We start from the raw sequence: 15,924 nt of genomic DNA, 5'->3' as shown, positions 1-15,924 counted from the left end.
CGGCCCGGCCGACGAGACGCCGGCCCCGGCCGCCGCCGCGGGGGGCGGCCCGGGAGACAGATTGTCTTCCGGGCCGCCCCGCGGATCGAGAGAGGGAGGGATGACGATGGCGACGGTGAGCGGGCCGTTCTTCACGCCGAGGTTGAAGCTGCTGGAGGTGCGCGGCGACGAGCTGCAGCCCGGGGACCACGTCCAGGTGTACCGGCATCAGGCGTCGGTGACGGTCGGGGCGCTGTGGTGCTCGAAGTTCGCGGGCTCGGGCCAGTGGGACACCCGGGGGGTGTACTTCAAGGCGAGCAGCTTCCCGTACTTCCAGTACAGCGTTGGCGCCTCCATGCGTTTCCCGGTGCACCGCTCCGGCGTGTATACGGAGGGCTGGAGCCCGGAGGAGTGCGCGGCGCGCAAGGCCGCGTGGGAGAAGGAGCAGGGTCATGGCGAGCAAGACGACGGTTGACCGGCAGCACGCGTGGAAGGGCGACGGCGGGGTGGCGTGGGTGTACGACGAGCCCGGCCGGTACGTGGCCCGGGTCCGGCTGCAGCGCTGGGACCTGGAGCGGCATGTGCGCAACCCGTTTGCGGGCCGGGATGTGACGGGCTGGTACCTGTCGGGGCCCGGGACGAAGGCGGAGTTCGTGGGGTCGTCGATGCGGCCGGCGGTCGACGCGGCGTCGGTGAAGGTGAACGAGTACAGCGAGCGGCGGAAGTTGAAGAGGAGCGTGGCGTGATGGCGGGCGAGGACGCGGTGGACGTGAGCCGGATGGGTGAGGAGGAGGTGGAGCGGCTGCTGGACCGGCTGCACCGTGAGGCGGTGGTCTTCCCGGCGCGGTTCCCGGGCGACGGGGAGCGGCCGATGGCGCGGGTCGGGATGGTGGACGTGGTGTCGATGCTCGACGTGGACGAGGACGGCAGGCTGCGCCTGGTGCTGGCGGTCGACGCGTCGGAGGCGATCGAGCTGCTGCGCCCGGCGCCGGGGGCGGACGTGCCGATCGTGCTGGAGGTCAACGGCGAGCGCGTCTGGGAGCGGTGAAGACAGATTGTCTCCCGCGCGGGCAATTCACCCGTTCATATTTGCCCACAAGGGATCTGTACGCTAGACTGTAAGTACAAGGACAGCACCGCCCCCCGCGACCGACGCGGGGGGCGGCCCCAGTTACAGAGCGAGGAGAGATGGAAGAGATCACCGCGACCGCCCAGTTCCCCGGGCGCGTCCACACGCGGCCGCCGCTCCCGGAGCAGCCGGTGTGCACGTTCGACACCTGGCCCACGGACCCCGACGGCTACATGCAGGACATCGCCCCGATCGGCGCCGCGTTCGACGGCCCCGACTCCTCCGGCAAGCCGCTGGAGTACGCGAAGTACCTCGTGTACGGCTTCGACGTCGCCGAACGGCGCCTGTGGTGCGAGTCCGACGAGCTGTACGTGCCGTCCACGGGCGGCCTCGACGGGTACGTGGCGACGCGGCCGCCACGGCGGATGCACGGCGTCTACCCGTACCGCTTCTGGGTGAGCCTGGACCGGCTCACGAAGGCGACGATCCATCACCGGGTGGCGGACGTCTCGGCGCTGATGCCGGGCCGCTGCGACCACGTCCTCGTCCGCAACGGCGAGCCGGTCGACCGGCACGCCGGGCACCACGAGTGCTTCGAGCTGTTCGTGTGCAACGAGCGGATGGAGAACCTGGCCCGGGTCGGCCGCGCGCACGGCGAGCAGTGCACCTCGTGGCGGATGACGACCGGGTTCTGCGAGGAGGCGGGCAAGCAGCACGCGCTCAAGGCGGGCGGCGGGTTCGAGCACGCCTACATCAAGCGGGTGCACGACGGCGCGGTCATCGCCGGGAACCGGCTGGTGCGGCTGTGAGCGCGATGGAGCCCGGCCCGGAGGGCGTCAAGCCGGGTGACGTGTACCTCGACCCGGACGGCCGCCGCTGGATCTTCGAGCGGTACCAGGACGACTGGGGCGACGTCCTGGCGTTCAACCGGGACGGCGAGCCCGTCACCGCCCGGGAGCTGATCGCCGGCCACGGCTACCGCTACCAGCGGCCCCGGCTGCCGATGACGGCCGTGGAGTTCAGGACGCTCGGCCAGCTCGGCGGGCAGATCGGCACCGCGGACTCGTGGCCGCGCGAGGAGGGCGGCCCGGCGGACAGCTGGGCCGTGTACGACCTGCGCGGCGAGCTGCGCCGGGTGTGGCTGGTCCACAAGGGCCTGTACTGGCCGGACTCCGGCCGGGTCGAGTACGGGCCGAAGCCATACGACACGAGGCAGGACCGGCTGGTGCCCGTGCACGTCGAGCACGCGAACGCGCTGGCCCGGCTGACGCTCTGGTACGAGGGCCACCAGGTCCTCATGGGACAGAAGGAGGCGGACAGGTGAAGGTGTTGAGGAGCACGACCGGCAAGCGGCCGGGGCTCGCGGACGAGTGGCGGGCGCTGTGGGAGGTCGCGCACAACGTGATCGGCCCGGACGGCGAGGTCGATCCGACGAAGGAGATCGTGCAGCGGCTCGACGCGAATCCGGTGGCGGGCTCGCGGACGATCGAGATGTCGGCCTTCTCGCGGATCAGGCAGGCGCCGGAGATGCCGGACGTCGACGTGATCGCCGACCGGTCGGGCGTCATCGGCTATGTCGACAGCACGCGCACGGACGAGAACGGCGACTACGTGCAGGTCCACGGCCTGCGCTGCTCCGCGTGCGGCTCGGACGAGGTCGAGGTCCGCTCCCGGGCGTGGGTGGTGTGCCACGGCTGCGACCTCGGCCAGGGCGCCGACGCCGCGCAGCTCTGCGCGGCGCACTGCACCGAGTGCCTGGAGCAGGGCACGTGACCGACACGAAGAAGGGGGCCGCCGCGCGAGCGGCGGCCCCCGCCCGGTCGCCTCGGGTCGAAGCGAAGATGCGGCGGGACTGGATCCTCCGCGAGGCCGCCGCCGCCGTCCCTGAGGCGTGGACGGACGTCCACGAGCTGTACCTGTGGGACACGAGCGCCCAGACCACCCGCAACCACCTGACGCGGGAAATGGTCGTCACAGCGGTCGCCGTGGCCATCTCGCACGGTGCCACGGCCGAGCTGGAGCACGGCGAGCTGGTCGTGCGGGTCCGGGACGGCTCGACGTGGGTGTTCATCGAGGACGGGCGACCGCCGGTCCGCTGGTGGAACGACCCGTTCTCGTGCGCCTGGTGCGGCGTCAGGAAGAGCAGTCACGGCGGGTCCTGGTCGTCGCTGATCGGGCGCACGCACTGGTGGGAACGGCCGACCGATGAAGTGATCAAGGCCCGCATGATCGCGCGGCGGAAGAGGAGCGGACGATGAGCGAGACGACGACGAACCGGCGGCCGCTGCACCTGATGTGGGACCGGGACATAGTGGTCGCGATGGCCGCGACGAACCTGGCGTGGGGCATCCAGCCGTGCGCGGTGTGCAAGGTGTGGCACCAGCAGCACGAGTGGATCCGCTTCGAGGTGTCGTACAACGACCGGGGCGAGATGGACGGGCTCAAGGCGGTGGCCTGCGACCAGAAGCCGGGCGGCCGGTACACGCACCCCGACCCGACGCTGCTCCCGCCGGCGCCCGGGTTCACGCTCGGCGTCCGCACGGACGACGCCCGGCCGGGGAAGGTGCTGTACGCGCTGCGGGACGACCGGACCCGCGAGGAGGTGTTCGGCTGCTGGTTCGACGACGACACCCCGGGCTCGATCCAGTTCCACGTGGGCAACGCCATCGCCGCGACGTACGGCGAGGACCAGGTGTGGGACGACGAGCGGATCAACATGGTCGGCGAGTTCAACCAGGCGGCGACGGCGGACGGCTGCCGGGTCTGCGGGCAGGCGCTGTTCCACCACGACCGGCTGATCGTCAGGGTGGCGTGGGACGAGGACCCGGCGGTGACGAACCGGCTGCGGGACCTCCTGGTCATCGCGTGCGGCCCGGCCGCGACGATCCCCGGGCCGGTGCAGGCGTGAAGCACCCGAAGGTCTACCGGTACACGGACGAGTCGCTGCGGATCGAGGTGCGGGCGACGGTCAGCCTGAGCGGGGACGACGTCGCCGGCCTGCTGTGCTCGAAGTACGCCGACCACGTCGTGGAGAACGAGGGGCCGCTGCCTGAGCTGGGCATGAAGGCGGTCCTGGACGCGGTCCGGCAGGAGCGGGTGGACAAGGGCCGCGACTGGTGGGCGTGGGCCGACGACCGTCACGAGGAGGAGGTCAAGGACCTGCGGGAGTGGGCGCAGGCGACGGTGCGCCGCGCCCTGCCCAATCTGCCCTTGTGGAAGGACAGCAAGGGCTGATGGAGCAGGTCGTGAGGACCTGGTGGGACGTGTCCACCGGGTCGTTCGCCGAGGACTTCGGCTGCGACCCGGCGGACGCCCACTGGCAGTTCGGACACTCGGTGAGCGCCGCGACGTTCGAGCTGTGGCTGTTCGACCAGGTCGAGGGCTACGCCTTCGGCCTGCCGAGCGAGCCGATCCCGTTCGAGCTGGACGACCGCATCCGGTACCGGTTCGACTGGCGGGTTGAGGTCGACCGCGAGCAGTGGGCCGCGTACCGCGGCCTGCCCGAGCGGTCGGCGCTCGGCGCGGACGTCGCCGAGACGTTCGCGAAGGCCATGTTCGGGCTCGGGGTCGTGTGCGAGACCGATGTGCGGATGCGCCTGGAGTACCGGGCCGGGAGCGGCCTGGTGAGCAGACTGTGGACGCCGGAGGACCGGCGTCGTGGATAGGGAGGGGACGTTGATGACGGACAGCAAGCAGACGTGGAGCGAGGACCTGGGGACGCCGGAGGAGGCGCGGGTGTTCCTGCGGTCCTGCGTGACCCCGGCGTACGGGCCGGACCGGTCGGTGCGGGAGGTGGCGGACATCATGCCGAACCACACGCGGAACATCGTCCACCACCACGCGCCGCACCTGGCGGAGCTGTGGGAGAAGGTGCGGGCCGGGGTCGTGAAGGCGGAGTCGGCGAAGCAGGTGTACGCGAACGCGCTGGGCGACTGGATGAAGGGCGTGCCCGCGCCGGACCCGTACGGGCGGGTGCGGGAGATCCTGGCGGACCCGAAGCAGCTGAGGGAGGCGCTGGCCGGCCTCGACCCGCGCGCCCTCGGGGAGGTGTTCTCCGAGGCGCAGGAGGAGGGCGAGAAGCAGGCTCACGAGGCGCTGACGGCCTGGGCGAAGGAGTTCAGCCCGGGGGCGGCGTTCGTCCAGTTCACGGCGGCGGACGAGGGCGCGGGCCCGTACTGGGACAGTCACCGGGTGGTGTTCCTCGACAACGGCATGAAGATCATCGGGATGACGTCCGGCGAGCGGGATGAGGTGCTGACGCCACTGAACGTGCTGACGATCGTCGCGGAGCCGGCTCGGGAGGGGTCGACGTTCGAGATCGACCTGTCCTGAGCGGCTAGTCGGCGGCCGGGCCTTCGGGCTCGGCCGCTTCGTCGTCCCGCGGCTGCTCCTGCTCGGGCTCGGGCGCGGGGCGGAAGCGCATGGAGTGGCAGGGCCCATCGTGGCCGACGGTCTGGAACGGGGAGACGTACTCGGAGGTCATGGGTGGAGCGTATGGGTGACGCGAAGACAATTTGTCTCCGGCGCGCGGCGTGTTCACGCGCGCGGGTGCACGGCGTGTGTTCTCCTTGACCCAAGGCACGCCGCTTGCGGCTGGTCCCATGCGTCAGTGGTCCAAAGTAGGACGCCCGAGTTCCGCTCGGGAGGTGCAGGCTCACGACCTGCCTGACGCTCTGTGTAGGCCCCGGTTCCCCCGCCTCTGGGAACCGGGGCCTTTCTGCTGGTCAACGCCCCGTCACCGTGGATTCGGGCCGGTCGCCTTCCCTACACTCGACCCCACCGAATCGGGATGAATAGGGGCATACGCGAATGTTCAATGGCACGATCCCGGGCGACATGCGGAGCATCGTCCTGGAGCACGCGCGCGGCTGGCCGACCGACAGCGAGGTCTACATCGGCTGCTCCGGGAACCTGACGATCGAGCGGACGATCGCGACGCTCGGGCACCGGATGCACTCCAACGACGTCAACCCGTACAGCTGCGCCCTGGGCTGGCACTTCGCCGGCCAGCCGGTGGCGTACCGGCTCAACGAGGAGGGCCGCGAGCACCTGGAGTGGCTGGAGCCGTACCTCGACGACGGGCCCTCGACCCTGGCGTGCCTGATGCTCGGCACGAGGTTCCTGCAGTTCGTCGGGAAGACCGGCCGCTACCACCGGCGCATGGTCGCGGCGACACGCGAGCAGTGGGACGACATGCACGGCAAGACCCTGGCGAAGATCCAGGCGGCCACGCTGCGCCTCGCGTCGTTCTACCCGGGGGACGTGCGCGAGTTCGTCGAGAAGGCGCCGGAGGACGCCGCCGTGGTGGCGTTCCCGCCGTTCTTCTCCGGCGACTACGAGTCGATGTTCGACGGCATCGACAAGTATTTCGACTGGCCCGCGCCGGAGTGGCCCGACCTGACCGAGGAGGGCAAGGACGCGCTCCTCGCCGGGATCATGGACCGCGAGCACTGGCTGCTGGGCCTGCACCAGGAGCGGCCGGAGCTCCACCGGTTCGTGCGCGGCAAGGTCCAGACGTCGAACCGCGGCACCCCGATCTACCTGTACGCGACCGACGGGCCCCGGCGGATCGTCGTGCCGTGCCAGCCGATCGAGCAGATCAAGATGCCGAAGATCGCGCCGGACACCGACCTGTCCGAGGGCGAGATGAAGATCCACCCGCTCACCGGCGGGCAGTTCTCGACGATGCGCAGCCAGTTCATGAGCAAGACGATCAAGCCGGGCCAGCCGCTCATCGCGTGCGCCGTGAGCGTGGGCGGGAAGCTGGTCGGTGCCTTCGCGCTGCTCCCGCCGAAGTTCGACCCGTCGACGGCGTACCTGATGAGCGACTTCCCGGTGTCGTGGTCGAAGTACCGGCGGCTGTCAAAGCTGATCGTGATGGCCGGCCTATCGGCGGAGTCGAAGGCCCTCGCCGAGCGGTCGCTCGCGCACCGGCTGACGGGGATCTGCACGACGGCGTTCAGCAACAACCCGCAGTCGTCGAAGTACGGGCGTGGGATCCCCGACTTCAAGCTGTCGTCCAGGACGACGCCGGCGGCGGACGGGGTGCACAAGTACCAGCTCCAGTACGAGGGACCGTACGGAGAAAGGACGCTCGCCGAGTCGCTGGACCTGTGGCGGGCCAAGCACGCAAAGGACATCCGCTGATGAGCAGCAAGCCCGAGGCCGAGGGCGACCCGTACGCGAACGAGGACACCAGCGCTCCCTTGCCGAAGCCGGTCATCGTGCAGCGCGACCCGCGGAATCTCAAGCGGCTGGAGATCAACGCGCGGTTCATGCGCAAGGAGCAGTTCGACCGGCTCGTGCGCAACATCAAGAGGGACGGGTGTCTGACGTCGCTGCCGCTGATCTGGCGGGAGGACGAGGGCGACGAGGAGCGCGAGCTCGTCCTGTCCGGGAACCACCGCACCGACGCGGCCGTGGCGGCGGGCCTGGAGTCGATCGACTGCATGCTGATCGTGGGGCCGCTGTCGGACGCCCGGCGCCTGGGCCTGCAGCTGTCGCACAACGCCATCGCCGGCGAGGACGACATGGCGACGCTGGCGATGCTGTACGAGCAGATCGACGACCTGGACTGGCGGGAGTATTCCGGCCTGGACGACAAGACGCTGAACCTGATGGCCGAGGTGAACTTGGAGGGCATCTCCGAGGCGAACCTGAACTTCCAGACGGTGCAGCTGGTGTTCCTGCCGCCGGAGCTGCAGGCGGCGAAGGAGTCGTTCCAGGAGGCGAAGGCCCCGGCGGACGAGCGGTGGATCGCGGCGTACAAGGACTACGACCGGCTGATCGACGCGCTGAACGAGGCGTCGGGGGCCCACAACGTCGGGAACCTGGCCTCGACCCTCGGGGTGGTCCTGGCGGTGTTCGAGAACCACTTGGAGGACCTGGCGGAGGGCTTCCTCGGGCCGGACGGCGAGGCGCTGCACTCGGGCCGGGTCGGGTGGGCGGCGGTGGCCGGCACCCGGGTCATCCCGGCGAAGAGCGCGGCGGTGCTCACCGCGGCCATGCAGAAGGCGGAGCGCGACGGGGAAACCGACAAGGGCTCGGGGTGGCAGATCCTCGAAAAGCTCGCGGCGCAGTACCTTGAGCAGGGTCAGAAGGCCGCGACGCCGTGACAGCGCACCGCCTGACGCTGGCGGAGGACCGCGAGCCGTGGGCGCAGCAGCCCGGCGAGTCGAAGAAGCAGTACGGGCACTTCGTGGCCTACATGCGGATGGGCCGTGGTGGGGCCCGGAACCTGACAAAAGCTGCGGAGGACCTGACACTCAGCTACGGCCATGTGCGGAACCTGGCGTCGTCGAACCTGTGGGACGCGCGGGCCGATGCGTACTGGGCGCTCAAGCAGCGTGAGTCCGAGGCGGAGTGGCTGGCGGAGCGGAAGCAGGCGCTGGCGGATGACGCGAAGATCCTGCGGGCGGCGACCGGCAAGATCGCGTCGGAGCTGGGGCGGCTGCCGCAGCTGACGCCGGACCAGTTCATGCGGCTGCTCGACATCACGCTGCGGCACCGGCGGGTGCTGTACGGGGATCCGACGGAGATCATCAGCGTGGAGGCCGGCGGGCGGGAGGCCGGGATGGACATGGCGTCGGTGCTGGCGGAGACGTTCTCGAAGCTGTCGCCGGAGAACCGGCACGCGCAGCTCATCGACATGGGCGAGCGGTTGAAGCGGCGGCGGGAGGCAGCTTCGGGTGGTGGGGATGAGGCCGGGTAGGGTGTGCGTTGGCTCGCGGTTGGGGTGGCTGTCCTTGTAACCAGTTCTCTCCGTGCCGTGGCCCGGGGCCCGGAAGACAACTTGTCTTCCGGGCCTCGTCGTTGTGTGGTGCGCCTCACGGCCCTTTCACCCGTTCAAACTAGCTCATGGGTCCGTTGAAAGTTAGACTGAAAGAGCAAGATCAAGCACCCCACCACGCACGGAGGCAGCCATGAGCATCGCGACCTACTTCGGATACGGCCTGAACGGCGAGCGCCGGAACGTCGAGCTGCCCGCCGTCGGCACCGTCGTGCGGATGACGACCGGCAGCACCAAGACGCGGACGCTGCGGACGGTGACCGGCGAGGTCGTCGACCACCGCATGAAGGGCATCGGCGGGACCGAGTGGGGCTACTGGGTGATCGTCGTGCGCACGGCGGACGGCGAGCTCGTCGAGGACAAGCCGTCCCGGACCGAGCTGGCCACGGCCGAGGAGATCGCCGAGTTCGAGGAGGCCACCGCGGCCGACGTCGAGCACGAGGCCGGCGACAGCGTGACGGACGTCGTCGACCTGGTCGCGGCCGCCGAGATCCGCTCGGCGTGGGCGCGGGCGGCGTGGGCGTCGTACGAGACGGCGGCGTGAGAGCGGAAGACAACTTGTCTTCCAGGAAGGAGCAGAAGAGGTGACGGTAGCGATACCGGAGCAGGCGGTGCGCACGGAGGTGCGCACCATCCCGCTCGGCCAGATCGTGCGGAACGAGCGGCAGCCGCGCGAGGAGTTCGAGGAGACGGCGCTGCAGGAGCTCGCCGACTCGATCGCGGCGGTCGGGCTGCAGCAGCCGATCGTCGTGCGGCAGATGGACGTCGAGAAGTACGAGATCGTGATGGGCGAGCGCCGGTGGCGGGCGTCCCAGCGAATCGCGGGCATGACCGGGATCACGGCGATCGTGCGGACGTACGCGGACGACGAGGCGGTGTTCCTCGCGGCGGTCGCCGAGAACGTCGTCCGCAAGGACATGACGCTGATGGAGGAGGCGCGGGCGTACGGGCGGATCGTCCACGAGTTCGGCTACGAGCCGGAGCGGGCGGCGAAGCTGTACGGGAAGTCGAAGCTGCACGTGGAGACGCGCCTGGCGTTCCTCAAGCTGTGCCCGGAGGCCGTTGACGCCCTGGACAAGGGGCTGATCGGGAAGGACTTCGCGTTCTACGTGGCGCAGCTCAAGCCGGGCAACCAGCGGGTGGCGCTCGCGCGGTACGTGCGGGGCGAGTTCGACGACGAGGCGAAGGCGCGGGCGTTCTGCGAGGGCCTGGCGAACGCGGAGCGCGAGGGGCCGGGGTTCTTCGACATCGAGCCGATCACGGAGGAGGAGAAGGAGAAGAAGCGGGCGGCGAAGAAGAAGGCGGCCGGCGAGGTCGACCAGGCGGAGCGGGCGGTGCTGGCGCTGACGGCGCTCGGGCTCAAGACGCCGGAGGAGCTGGCCGAGCTGTTCGCCGGCGAAGTGGGGGCGCAGCTGCGGAAGATGGAGCGGTTGAAGAAGGAGCTGGCGACGGTGCTGCTGCGGCTCAAGAAGGCGCAGGGGATCAGCGAAGCGCGGACGTACGCGGTGCGAGAGGACGTGGAGGCGTGAGCGAGCAGCCGGCTTGGCTGGACATCCCGGCGACGGCGTTCCGGACGCGCGGGGTGACGATGGCGCTGTTCGGCGTGGACGAGGACCCGGTGGGAACCGCGGGCCTCTTCGACGTCGGTGTGGGCGGGACGTTCGAGGACGAGGGCCAGGAGGAGGGGCAGTGAAGGTGTTCTGGCAGTTCCGGTCGACGGGCCGGGCGACGCGGTCGTTCGGGATGGAGCACGCGTTGAACGCGGCGGTGCCGGAGCACGTGTTGCGGATGCGGGCGACGGGGCAGCGGTCGCGGACGTACTACGCGGGGCCGGTGCGGCACCCGGAGGTGCAGCCGGTGGCGGACTTCCCGGCGGCGGACATGTCGGCGAGTCTGCGGGTGTGGAAGCGGCGGTCGAAGGACCCGGTGCCGTCGGCGTCGGATCTGCCGGATGAGGTGTGGTCGCTGACGTCGAGGGGGCGGGTGCTCAAGGTGCGGGTGGCGTCGGCGCGTCGTTCTGTGTGAGGTCGGTTCCGTGAGGTGGGCCGTGTGGTCCACCTCACGGCAATTCACCCGTTCAAACTAGCTTTAAGGGTCGTTGAAAGCTAGACTGAATGTAGAACGAAACGCCAACAACACCCCCTGGGAGCCAGCCATGAACGCCAAGACCGACGCGATCCTCTCCGCCATCACCACCGGCACCGAGAGCGCCGACTACGAGACCGCTCGGATCTGGAAGGGCCTGAACCGCAAGGTCAACGTCAACGGCATGGACGCCACCGAGGCCCTGCGCGCCGAGTTCAACTACGGCCTGAGCCTCCTGGACGACGAGGACGCCAGCGTCCAGACCGAGGCCGCCTACATCGCGTTCAACGAGGTGGCCGCCGGCCTGCTCGCCGCCTGATCCACGCCGCTCCCCTGCCCGCCCCTCAGACGAGGGGCGGGCCACAGGCGGTGAGACGCCCGACCGACCCGCGAGGAGAACCCGATGTCCGTGATCTACGCCCGCAACTTCAACGGCAACACCAAGGACCCGCTGCGCGACCGCTGGAACGGCGCCGATATGGCCTGCGTCGTCCAGGCCCTCGACGGCGCCCAGGTCGCCATCGAGGTCGACACGCAGACCGGCCACACGGTGATCGGCTGCACGCTGGTCAAGGTCTTCGGCGACGGCAACGAGGCGCGGGTCCTGGTCAAGCACTACGAGGGCGACCCGGGCACCAACTACCGGGTCCACGGGATCGGGATGATCCTCCCGCTCGACCCGGCGTCGAAGGCGAAGTGGGTCGCGCTCGACCTGCACCGGAAGCAGAGCTCGGCGGCCAAGGCGGCGGCGCACTCGCACCCGAAGGGCGCGGCGGCTGGCCGGAACTGGGGCACGTGGAGCACGACGGGCCTCGGGCCGGGTCTGTTCGACGTCGTGTACAAGCCGTCGACCGGGAACCCGCACTACAAGGACCGGTGGGGTAGCCAGGCGGCGTTCCGGGTGCGGGTGAGCGCCGACCTGCAGACCGAGTCGATCTCCCTGATCTCGGACTACACGGACCTGGACCGGGCCGCATGGGTGCGGGGGGAGCGCCGCCGGCTCCTGGACGCCGGTGATCCGGTCCCGGCCGAGCTGGAGGCCGAGTTCCAGGCCCACCGGCCGCGCCGCCCGGCGGGCCGCTGGTAGCAGGACCCCGTACGTACCGCGGCCCGCCGACCGGCGGGCCGCTCCCCTTTCCAGAGAGAGGCACCACGATGACGATCATCATTCGGCCCGAGCTGTTCAGCCGGGGCCCGCTGCCGTATGACCTGCCGAAGGAGAACCGGTGCTGCATCGAGTGCGGGAACGAGCACCGCGGCCTGCGGTGGCTGGAGCACATCCCGTCGGGGATCGGGACGCCGGTCTGCCCCGGGTGTGACGACGGGCGGCCGTCGAGGATGCTGATCGAGCACGCGGCGTGCGAGGTGCCGGTGTTCTCCGGCCCCCGGACGGTGATCGACCTTGCCGAGGACGCGGCGCTCGGCTGCGGGTGGCCGGTGGCGTTCACGGTGACGTCGTGGGCGCTGCTGATGGCGGAGGCGCTGGCGGAGGACGAGGCGCACGAGATGGACTGGACGAACAGGGTGCTGCACGGCCGGGCGGCGAAGCTGGGCCGGCTGCAGCGGGAGATCGGCACGATACGGGCGGCGCGGATCCGGGCGGCGCTGCGCCGGGACTGAGCGACCGAAGCGACTGGGGACCGGGAGACAACTTGTCTCCCGGGCCCTTCTGTGTGCCGGGGTCCGGCGGGGGTCTACAGGGCGTTCTCCGGGGTGTTCGCGGGTCAACGCACACATTTACTCCTGGTGGGCGGCCCGGCCTCTTACAGGGCGCGCCGTGCCCGTCTTACGCTGACCAGATCGGTACATAGCGGTACAGATCGGGTGGTGTGTGCGGTGACGGTGATGCTCGACCAGATGGCCGACGGGCTGAACGACCTGGAGCTGTTCGAGGCGTACACCAAGGCCCTGGCCGAGACCACCGAGTCCTTGAAGCGCGACCCGGCGACCCTCGCCTATGGCCTGGACCCGAAGTACGTCCGGCGCACGCACCTCGACCTCATCAGCCGCGAGTTCGTCAAGCTCCGCACCGGCGAGACCCCGTCCCGGAAGCTGCTGATCACGACGCCGCCGCAGGTCGGCAAGTCCATCACGGCTGCCGTGTGGGGCCCGTTCTGGTGGCTGGTGAACGCCCCCGAGGACAAGCTGATCGTGGCCTCGTACGGGTCGCTGCTCGCGATCCAGCGCGGCCGCGCGGTGCGCCGCCTGCTCCAGGACCACGGCGCCGAGTTCGGGTTGAAGCTCGACGCCGGGCAGAGCGCGGCCCACGACTTCGCTCTTGAGACCGGCGGCGGGATGCGCACGGTCGGCATCGGCGGTTCGGTCACCGGCCACAGCGCGGACCTGCTGATCATCGACGACCCGGTGAAGTCCCGCGCGGAGGCCGACTCGGTGACGTTCCGCGACGCGACGGACGCCGCGTACAAGGACGACCTGTCGTCGCGTCTGGCACCCGACGGCGCCACGGTGCTGATCATGACCAGGTGGCACGAGGACGACCTCGCCGGACGCCTCCTGGAGCGCGAGGGACGCGCCGAGGAAGGCGGCGAGTGGACGGTCATCCACCTGCCGGCGATCTGCGACCTGACGATCCAGAAGCACGGCGACCCCCTCGGCCGGGAGCACGGCGAGCCGCTGCCGCACCCGCGGATCACGCCCGAGGACACCGCCAAGCTGACGCGGCACTGGGAGAAGAAGAAGTCCGGGACGAACGCCCGGGGCTGGGGCTCGCTGTACCAGGGCGACCCGAAGCCCGTCGAGGGCGCGCTCGTCACGGACGAGCTGATCCGCCAGCGCACGCACCTGACGGGCCTGCCGGAGAAGATGAAGGCGGCCGTGGCCGTCGACCCGGCCGGCGGCGGCCGCGACACGGTCGGCATCGTCGGCGGCTTCCTCGGCACGGACAAGCGGCTGTACTGGACGCACGACCGGACGAAGCGGATGCCGGCCACGAAGTGGCCGCGCGCGGTCTGCGAGCTGGCGGCCGAGATCGGCGCGGACCGGATCGTGATGGAGGCCAACTTCGGCGGCGACATGCCCAAGACGCTGGTGCGCACCGCGTGGGTGGCGCTGCTGCAGGAGTGGGAGGAATCCCACGAGGGCGCGGCCGCCGAGGACAACCCGTACAACCGGCTGCCCCCGCGGATCGAGCTGGTGCGCGCGAAGCAGGGCAAGCTCTTGCGCGCGGAGCCGATCGCGACGCAGCTGGAGGAGGACCGCATCCGGTTCGGTGCGCGCCTGATCGGCCTGGAGGGCAAGTGGACGACGTGGCAGCCCACCGACCCGGACTCGCCCGGTGAGCTGGACGCGGCCGTGTACCTCGCCTACGAGCTGCTGCCGGTGCCGGGCATGGACGAGGTCCTGTCCCGGGTCAAGCGCGGGCCCGCGCGGATCGAGGACATCCAGCCGTCCGGGTGGGCGGCCACGCGGATCGACTAGGCCGGGGCGGGAGCGGGCTCGATCTTGGCCCAGCGCCGCGACCACGACGGGTGGTGGCCGTTCTCGTCGAACCACCAGGAGGCCGCTTCGTGGAGCGCGTTCCACGAGGCGGTGACGGCCGCCTCGGCACTCCGGTGCTCGGCGACCGTGGCGTGAGGGTTGACGCGGACGGTGCGGTGGTCTTCGAGGGCCTGGAGCAGCTGCTCGTGGAACAAGGACGCGAGGGTGGCGGCGGCGCCGGACGCGCGGTAGCTGTCACGCTCGGGGTAGTGGCCGGAGCTCTCGTCCTGGGCCTCTTCGAGGCGCGGGTTGAGGAAGGACCAGACCCCGGCGGCGTCGAGCGCGGTGATGTCGGCCGGGTCGGTGATCGGGGCGGTCTCGCTGCTCATGCGGGGGTGTCCTTCCGGGGCCGGTCGTAGTCGCGGCCCTGCAGGAGCACCAGGCCCCCGTGGAGCGTGGAGAGGTCGACGCGGCCGACGTTGATCAGGCGGCCCTCCTCGATGGTGACGACCGGCAGGGCGCCGGCGTCGGGGTTCTTGTCGAGGAAGTCGCGCAGGGAGTCGAGGAGTCCAGCGGCGGTGAGGTCCTGCACGCTGTCCTTCAAGGGGGAGACCATGGTCAGGACGGTACCGGCCGGACGGGTGACGGAGGGCGGGAACCGGACGGAATCAGCTCGGGGAAGTACGCGGCGACCGCGCCGGGCGCTGTGATGCCGTGCTCCCACAGCACGAGGCGGGCGGCTGTGTACGGGTCGATCTCGGCCGGTGGCTGGGTGCGGCGGCGCAGGTGCTCGGTGCGCATCTGGTCGATCGCCGCGTGGATGGCGTCGAGGAAGTCGCCCGGCTCCTGGTCTTCGGTGTCCGGCAGAGGGTGGCGGGCGGGGAGGTTGGGGTAGAGGCACGGCCTGGTGGTGCGGTGGCAGCGCTGGCCTCCGGCCGGGGTCCGCGAGTGGACATGGTCCCCGACGGCTTCCACGTAGGTCATGCGGCAAGCGTAGGGCCCAAGTGCCCTGGTAGAGGCCCTACACGGCCGCCTAAGCCCCGTTCAGCCTGCCCGACTCCCCCACTATCGGTTGGTCCCTGATGCGTCGTTACAGGCAGCCCCCTTGGACCTCGGCCCCCACCAGGTCACCCCCGCCGGGCTGCACGGTGCGCGACGGCGTGCGGAGGTACCGCGGCCACCGCCGGCCTGTCCCGGATAGACGGGGAGCGCCTTCGCGAGCACCGGCCCCCCGGGCCGGAGCGGAGCAGGGGCAGGCGCCGCCGCACGACGGCCGTAGGGGTCCCTCGCGGCCGCCGGCCTCGGCGCGGCATGATGCGTCGGCTGCTGCTGCCTGCGAGGCTTGGACCTCGCCGAGTGGAGGCCGCTGTGAGGATTCCAGCATGGCCCCGGTGGTGGGTGTCTTACAGAAGGCTTCCGGGAGCGGCAACGCTGTGACCTGCGGGTTTGCCGTGGGGAACATTCCACCAGGGGGAATATTCGAGGGCCTGGAGACCCCGGGAGTATTCCAGTAGCGGAATACTGCGGCGGCCGCAAGAACCGCGCGCCGGAGTCTGCAAATCTT

The 15,924-nt window shown here is 70.5% G+C and carries 26 protein-coding genes; 21 read left to right on the top strand and 5 right to left on the bottom strand.

Going from position 1 to position 15,924, the window contains the following annotated elements:
* Nucleotides 1-100: 100 nt before the first annotated feature.
* The 11 genes from ACZ60W_RS24705 (at nucleotide 101) to ACZ60W_RS24655 (ending at nucleotide 5,380) form a co-directional block, all read left to right on the top strand.
* The gene (locus ACZ60W_RS24705; protein WP_469757545.1) at nucleotides 101-454 is read left to right on the top strand and encodes a hypothetical protein; all 354 of its coding nucleotides are present in this window, start codon (nucleotides 101-103) and stop codon (nucleotides 452-454) included.
* On the top strand, nucleotides 432-725 hold the full coding sequence (locus tag ACZ60W_RS24700; protein ID WP_469757544.1) for a hypothetical protein: 294 nt from the start codon (nucleotides 432-434) through the stop codon (nucleotides 723-725). The genes ACZ60W_RS24705 and ACZ60W_RS24700 overlap by 23 nt, the downstream gene beginning before the upstream one ends.
* Entirely contained in the window at nucleotides 725-1,027 is a 303-nt protein-coding gene (locus ACZ60W_RS24695) for a hypothetical protein (protein WP_469757543.1), read from the top strand. Before ACZ60W_RS24700 ends, ACZ60W_RS24695 begins: the two co-directional genes overlap by 1 nt.
* 140 nt (nucleotides 1,028-1,167) lie before the next feature.
* Entirely contained in the window at nucleotides 1,168-1,857 is a 690-nt protein-coding gene (locus tag ACZ60W_RS24690) for a hypothetical protein (protein ID WP_469757542.1), read from the top strand.
* The gene (locus ACZ60W_RS24685) at nucleotides 1,854-2,372 is read left to right on the top strand and encodes a hypothetical protein (protein WP_469757541.1); all 519 of its coding nucleotides are present in this window, start codon (nucleotides 1,854-1,856) and stop codon (nucleotides 2,370-2,372) included. The genes ACZ60W_RS24690 and ACZ60W_RS24685 overlap by 4 nt, the downstream gene beginning before the upstream one ends.
* Nucleotides 2,369-2,821 carry a hypothetical protein gene (locus ACZ60W_RS24680; protein WP_469757540.1) on the top strand — a complete coding sequence of 151 codons (453 nt, stop codon included), beginning with the start codon at nucleotides 2,369-2,371 and terminating at the stop codon, nucleotides 2,819-2,821. Before ACZ60W_RS24685 ends, ACZ60W_RS24680 begins: the two co-directional genes overlap by 4 nt.
* On the top strand, nucleotides 2,818-3,306 hold the full coding sequence (locus tag ACZ60W_RS24675) for a hypothetical protein (protein WP_469757539.1): 489 nt from the start codon (nucleotides 2,818-2,820) through the stop codon (nucleotides 3,304-3,306). Before ACZ60W_RS24680 ends, ACZ60W_RS24675 begins: the two co-directional genes overlap by 4 nt.
* A complete protein-coding gene (locus ACZ60W_RS24670; RefSeq protein ID WP_469757538.1) occupies nucleotides 3,303-3,956 on the top strand; it encodes a hypothetical protein in 654 nt (217 codons plus the stop codon). Before ACZ60W_RS24675 ends, ACZ60W_RS24670 begins: the two co-directional genes overlap by 4 nt.
* Entirely contained in the window at nucleotides 3,953-4,282 is a 330-nt protein-coding gene (locus ACZ60W_RS24665) for a hypothetical protein (RefSeq protein ID WP_469757537.1), read from the top strand. Before ACZ60W_RS24670 ends, ACZ60W_RS24665 begins: the two co-directional genes overlap by 4 nt.
* Complete coding sequence (locus ACZ60W_RS24660; protein ID WP_469757536.1) at nucleotides 4,282-4,713, top strand: hypothetical protein; 432 nt, start codon at nucleotides 4,282-4,284, stop codon at nucleotides 4,711-4,713. Before ACZ60W_RS24665 ends, ACZ60W_RS24660 begins: the two co-directional genes overlap by 1 nt.
* A 13-nt stretch (nucleotides 4,714-4,726) precedes the next feature.
* Nucleotides 4,727-5,380 (top strand): hypothetical protein, encoded by a 654-nt coding sequence (locus ACZ60W_RS24655; RefSeq protein WP_469757535.1) that lies wholly within the window; start codon nucleotides 4,727-4,729, stop codon nucleotides 5,378-5,380.
* 4 nt (nucleotides 5,381-5,384) lie between these two features.
* Here ACZ60W_RS24655 and ACZ60W_RS24650 read toward each other — a convergent pair whose 3' ends face one another.
* The gene (locus ACZ60W_RS24650; protein ID WP_469757534.1) at nucleotides 5,385-5,531 is read right to left on the bottom strand and encodes a hypothetical protein; all 147 of its coding nucleotides are present in this window, start codon (nucleotides 5,529-5,531) and stop codon (nucleotides 5,385-5,387) included.
* A gap of 326 nt (nucleotides 5,532-5,857) precedes the next feature.
* Between ACZ60W_RS24650 and ACZ60W_RS24645 the strand changes: the two genes are divergently transcribed.
* The 6 genes from ACZ60W_RS24645 (at nucleotide 5,858) to ACZ60W_RS24620 (ending at nucleotide 10,530) form a co-directional block, all read left to right on the top strand.
* On the top strand, nucleotides 5,858-7,195 hold the full coding sequence (locus ACZ60W_RS24645) for a putative antirestriction adenine methyltransferase (protein ID WP_469757533.1): 1,338 nt from the start codon (nucleotides 5,858-5,860) through the stop codon (nucleotides 7,193-7,195).
* Entirely contained in the window at nucleotides 7,195-8,163 is a 969-nt protein-coding gene (locus ACZ60W_RS24640) for a ParB N-terminal domain-containing protein (RefSeq protein ID WP_469757532.1), read from the top strand. Before ACZ60W_RS24645 ends, ACZ60W_RS24640 begins: the two co-directional genes overlap by 1 nt.
* The gene (locus ACZ60W_RS24635) at nucleotides 8,160-8,759 is read left to right on the top strand and encodes a hypothetical protein (RefSeq protein WP_469757531.1); all 600 of its coding nucleotides are present in this window, start codon (nucleotides 8,160-8,162) and stop codon (nucleotides 8,757-8,759) included. Before ACZ60W_RS24640 ends, ACZ60W_RS24635 begins: the two co-directional genes overlap by 4 nt.
* Before the next feature lie 211 nt (nucleotides 8,760-8,970).
* A complete protein-coding gene (locus ACZ60W_RS24630; RefSeq protein ID WP_469757530.1) occupies nucleotides 8,971-9,381 on the top strand; it encodes a hypothetical protein in 411 nt (136 codons plus the stop codon).
* Between the two features lie 40 nt (nucleotides 9,382-9,421).
* Complete coding sequence (locus ACZ60W_RS24625; RefSeq protein WP_469757529.1) at nucleotides 9,422-10,366, top strand: ParB/RepB/Spo0J family partition protein; 945 nt, start codon at nucleotides 9,422-9,424, stop codon at nucleotides 10,364-10,366.
* Nucleotides 10,363-10,530 (top strand): hypothetical protein, encoded by a 168-nt coding sequence (locus ACZ60W_RS24620; RefSeq protein ID WP_469757528.1) that lies wholly within the window; start codon nucleotides 10,363-10,365, stop codon nucleotides 10,528-10,530. Before ACZ60W_RS24625 ends, ACZ60W_RS24620 begins: the two co-directional genes overlap by 4 nt.
* Nucleotides 10,531-10,657: 127 nt before the next feature.
* On the opposite strand, the gene ACZ60W_RS24615 is transcribed toward ACZ60W_RS24620, so the two are convergent.
* On the bottom strand, nucleotides 10,658-10,828 hold the full coding sequence (locus ACZ60W_RS24615) for a hypothetical protein (protein WP_469757527.1): 171 nt from the start codon (nucleotides 10,826-10,828) through the stop codon (nucleotides 10,658-10,660).
* A gap of 164 nt (nucleotides 10,829-10,992) precedes the next feature.
* On the opposite strand from ACZ60W_RS24615, the gene ACZ60W_RS24610 reads away from it, so the two are divergent.
* The 4 genes from ACZ60W_RS24610 to ACZ60W_RS24595 all read left to right on the top strand — a co-directional run bounded on the left by ACZ60W_RS24610 (nucleotide 10,993) and on the right by ACZ60W_RS24595 (nucleotide 14,360).
* Nucleotides 10,993-11,241 carry a hypothetical protein gene (locus ACZ60W_RS24610; protein ID WP_469757526.1) on the top strand — a complete coding sequence of 83 codons (249 nt, stop codon included), beginning with the start codon at nucleotides 10,993-10,995 and terminating at the stop codon, nucleotides 11,239-11,241.
* An 84-nt stretch (nucleotides 11,242-11,325) separates the two neighbouring features.
* Entirely contained in the window at nucleotides 11,326-12,009 is a 684-nt protein-coding gene (locus ACZ60W_RS24605) for a hypothetical protein (protein ID WP_469757525.1), read from the top strand.
* Nucleotides 12,010-12,077: 68 nt separating this feature from the next.
* Nucleotides 12,078-12,542: a hypothetical protein gene (locus ACZ60W_RS24600; protein ID WP_469757524.1), complete on the top strand. Its 465-nt coding sequence runs from the start codon at nucleotides 12,078-12,080 to the stop codon at nucleotides 12,540-12,542.
* Between the two features lie 225 nt (nucleotides 12,543-12,767).
* Nucleotides 12,768-14,360: a terminase large subunit domain-containing protein gene (locus ACZ60W_RS24595; RefSeq protein WP_469757546.1), complete on the top strand. Its 1,593-nt coding sequence runs from the start codon at nucleotides 12,768-12,770 to the stop codon at nucleotides 14,358-14,360.
* Here the strand turns inward: ACZ60W_RS24595 and ACZ60W_RS24590 are convergent.
* Genes ACZ60W_RS24590 through ACZ60W_RS24580 form a run of 3 tightly spaced genes read right to left on the bottom strand, consistent with a single transcriptional unit; the run spans nucleotide 14,357 to nucleotide 15,344 of the window.
* Complete coding sequence (locus ACZ60W_RS24590; protein ID WP_469757523.1) at nucleotides 14,357-14,749, bottom strand: hypothetical protein; 393 nt, start codon at nucleotides 14,747-14,749, stop codon at nucleotides 14,357-14,359. The genes ACZ60W_RS24595 and ACZ60W_RS24590 overlap by 4 nt on opposite strands.
* The gene (locus ACZ60W_RS24585; RefSeq protein WP_469757522.1) at nucleotides 14,746-14,976 is read right to left on the bottom strand and encodes a hypothetical protein; all 231 of its coding nucleotides are present in this window, start codon (nucleotides 14,974-14,976) and stop codon (nucleotides 14,746-14,748) included. Before ACZ60W_RS24585 ends, ACZ60W_RS24590 begins: the two co-directional genes overlap by 4 nt.
* Before the next feature lie 2 nt (nucleotides 14,977-14,978).
* Nucleotides 14,979-15,344, bottom strand: a complete 366-nt coding sequence (locus ACZ60W_RS24580) for a hypothetical protein (RefSeq protein ID WP_469757521.1) — start codon at nucleotides 15,342-15,344, stop codon at nucleotides 14,979-14,981.
* Between the last annotated feature and the right edge of the window lie 580 nt (nucleotides 15,345-15,924).

It is taken from the genome of Streptomyces sp. NPDC104202, from assembly GCF_055584185.1.
This window is presented reverse-complemented; position numbering and strand designations above follow the sequence as displayed.

Bases quoted from the DNA above. Each gene is read 5' to 3' on its own strand.
- ACZ60W_RS24690 (WP_469757542.1), top strand. From the start codon at position 1,168: ATGGAAGAGATCACCGCGACCGCCCAGTTCCCCGGGCGCGTCCACACG.
- ACZ60W_RS24655 (WP_469757535.1), top strand. From the start codon at position 4,727: ATGACGGACAGCAAGCAGACGTGGAGCGAGGACCTGGGGACGCCGGAG.
- ACZ60W_RS24645 (WP_469757533.1), top strand. From the start codon at position 5,858: ATGTTCAATGGCACGATCCCGGGCGACATGCGGAGCATCGTCCTGGAG.
- ACZ60W_RS24670 (WP_469757538.1), top strand. From the start codon at position 3,303: ATGAGCGAGACGACGACGAACCGGCGGCCGCTGCACCTGATGTGGGAC.
- ACZ60W_RS24610 (WP_469757526.1), top strand. From the start codon at position 10,993: ATGAACGCCAAGACCGACGCGATCCTCTCCGCCATCACCACCGGCACC.
- ACZ60W_RS24600 (WP_469757524.1), top strand. From the start codon at position 12,078: ATGACGATCATCATTCGGCCCGAGCTGTTCAGCCGGGGCCCGCTGCCG.
- ACZ60W_RS24700 (WP_469757544.1), top strand. From the start codon at position 432: ATGGCGAGCAAGACGACGGTTGACCGGCAGCACGCGTGGAAGGGCGAC.
- ACZ60W_RS24695 (WP_469757543.1), top strand. From the start codon at position 725: ATGGCGGGCGAGGACGCGGTGGACGTGAGCCGGATGGGTGAGGAGGAG.
- ACZ60W_RS24640 (WP_469757532.1), top strand. From the start codon at position 7,195: ATGAGCAGCAAGCCCGAGGCCGAGGGCGACCCGTACGCGAACGAGGAC.
- ACZ60W_RS24595 (WP_469757546.1), top strand. From the start codon at position 12,768: ATGCTCGACCAGATGGCCGACGGGCTGAACGACCTGGAGCTGTTCGAG.
- ACZ60W_RS24590 (WP_469757523.1), bottom strand. From the start codon at position 14,749: ATGAGCAGCGAGACCGCCCCGATCACCGACCCGGCCGACATCACCGCG.
- ACZ60W_RS24705 (WP_469757545.1), top strand. From the start codon at position 101: ATGACGATGGCGACGGTGAGCGGGCCGTTCTTCACGCCGAGGTTGAAG.
- ACZ60W_RS24580 (WP_469757521.1), bottom strand. From the start codon at position 15,344: ATGACCTACGTGGAAGCCGTCGGGGACCATGTCCACTCGCGGACCCCG.
- ACZ60W_RS24605 (WP_469757525.1), top strand. From the start codon at position 11,326: ATGTCCGTGATCTACGCCCGCAACTTCAACGGCAACACCAAGGACCCG.
- ACZ60W_RS24630 (WP_469757530.1), top strand. From the start codon at position 8,971: ATGAGCATCGCGACCTACTTCGGATACGGCCTGAACGGCGAGCGCCGG.
- ACZ60W_RS24650 (WP_469757534.1), bottom strand. From the start codon at position 5,531: ATGACCTCCGAGTACGTCTCCCCGTTCCAGACCGTCGGCCACGATGGG.
- ACZ60W_RS24585 (WP_469757522.1), bottom strand. From the start codon at position 14,976: ATGGTCTCCCCCTTGAAGGACAGCGTGCAGGACCTCACCGCCGCTGGA.
- ACZ60W_RS24660 (WP_469757536.1), top strand. From the start codon at position 4,282: ATGGAGCAGGTCGTGAGGACCTGGTGGGACGTGTCCACCGGGTCGTTC.